This is a genomic window from Roseicyclus amphidinii (genome assembly GCF_030163755.1).
Lineage (GTDB): Bacteria > Pseudomonadota > Alphaproteobacteria > Rhodobacterales > Rhodobacteraceae > Roseicyclus > Roseicyclus amphidinii.
In genome coordinates this window covers 1-1312 of record NZ_JASJOE010000148.1, presented here as the reverse complement: position 1 = coordinate 1312, position 1312 = coordinate 1, and the positions used below count along the sequence as shown (strand labels likewise).

2 protein-coding genes are annotated in these 1312 nt (G+C 69.7%); both read left to right on the top strand.

Features of this window, described 5'->3' with window-relative positions:
* On the top strand, window positions 1-779 hold a 779-nt coding region (locus tag QQK83_RS19310; protein ID WP_284267067.1), incomplete at its 5' end, for a TRAP transporter substrate-binding protein.
* A 96-nt stretch (window positions 780-875) separates the two neighbouring features.
* The coding region (locus QQK83_RS19305) for a TRAP transporter small permease subunit (RefSeq protein WP_284267066.1) at window positions 876-1312 on the top strand (437 nt) is incomplete at its 3' end.

Below are 1312 nucleotides of genomic sequence, written 5' to 3'. Positions count from 1 at the left end.
TCGACATCGTCTGGACCGTCGCGGGCTACACGCCGGGCCGCTTCCCGCGCACCGAGGTCTTCGAGCTGCCCTTCATGATGGAAGGCTCGGATGCCGAGGCGACCAGCCGCGCCTATTGGCGGCTCGCCCAGGACACCATGATGGACACGGATTTCGCCGATTTCCACGTGCTCGGCCTCTGGGTGCATGGCCCCGGCCTGATCCATTCCTCGGACCCGATCGAGACGGTCGCCGACCTCAACGGCGTCAAGCTGCGCGCCCCCACCCGCGTGACCAACATGATGTTCACCGAGCTGGGCGCCACCGCCATCGGCATGCCGGTCCCCGCCGTGCCCGAGGCGCTGAGCCAGGGCGTCATCGACGCCACCGTCATCCCCTGGGAGGTCACCGCCGCGCTGCGCGTCTCGGAACTGGTGGACAACCACACCGGCTTCGGCGCGGCCTCGCTCTACACCACCTCCTTCATCTTCGCCATGAACCAGGCGAGCTATGACGCGTTGCCCGCCGACCTGCAGGCCATCGTCGACGATCATTCCGGCCTCGAGTTCTCGGCCATGGCCGGGCGCGTGATGCAGGAGTATGACGAGCCCGCCCGCATCCTCGCCGAGGATCGCGGCAACACGATCATCACGCTCGACGAGGCGCAGGTCGCCGAATGGCGCGCCGCCGCCGCCCCCATCGTCGAGACCTGGGTGGCCGAGATGGACGCCGCGGGCATGGACGGCACCGGCCTTGTCGCGCGCGCCACGGCACTCATCGCCGAGGAACGCGGGATGTGATCCCGGGCCAGCCCCCCCGGTCGAGGCGACCCGGGGGGCTGGCCGCCCGACTTTCACTCGACCCCTTCCCCCCAGCCCCACCGGAGACCGCGCGGCATGCAGAGCTTCGTGACCAGACTTGCGCGCTTCATGGCGCTTCTCGGAGGCCTCGTGCTGACCGCGCTGGTGATCCTGACCTGCCTCAGCGTCGCGGGCCGCGGGCTGAACACGCTGGGCCACAGCGACCTGCTCGAAGGGGCGGCACCCGGCCTCGCCGCCTGGCTCATCGGCACCGGCGTCGGCCCCGTCACCGGCGATTACGAGCTGGTCACCGCGGGCATGGCCTTTGCCATCTTCGCCTTCCTGCCGCTGACGCAACTGACCGCCTCGCATGCCACGGTGGATGTCTTCACCGGCCTGATGCCCGCCCGCGCGAACGCCTGGCTCATCGCCGTCTGGGAGGTCGTGCTGGCCGTGGTGATCCTCGTGATCGGCTGGCGGCTCCACGCGGGCTTCCTCGAGAAGCTCGACAACGGCGAGACCAGTTTCCTGCT